The 384-nt window shown below is 65.6% G+C and carries 1 pseudogene; it reads right to left on the reverse strand.

Annotated elements, in window-relative coordinates:
- Window positions 1-360, reverse strand: a pseudogene (locus tag ACSNOK_RS33490) (hypothetical protein); the annotation flags it as partial.
- Between the last annotated feature and the right edge of the window lie 24 nt (window positions 361-384).

Here is a 384-nt window from a genome sequence, read left to right on the forward strand (position 1 = left end):
CGCAAGAAGTGACCACCACACGCCGGCCGGTACCCGTTGTAGCGCAATCGGCTCCTGCGCGAGTTGCCAGGCGGCGAAGGGTAAAAGCAGCAACATCGCGCCGGCCTGACTCCCCAGGGCGACCAGGCGACTGTCCAGTCCGCCCCGTTGCGCAATCCAACGTGTAGTGAGGAAGCCCGCAAGCGCATAGCAAGCTGTGGCCAGCAGACATGCGGTTATGCCCCCTGCCGCCTGAACAGGGGCGCTCAATGGAGCGGCACCGGTGAGCACCGCCACGCCCGCGACTCCCAGCAAGACGCCCAGGATCTTCGCGCCAGTGACGCGCTCCCCAAAAACCAGTGAGCCGACGGCTACCGCCATCAACGGTGTGGTGGCGTTGAGGAT

The sequence above is a fragment of the Streptomyces sp. URMC 126 genome (assembly GCF_051386555.1).
GTDB lineage: Bacteria > Actinomycetota > Actinomycetes > Streptomycetales > Streptomycetaceae > Streptomyces.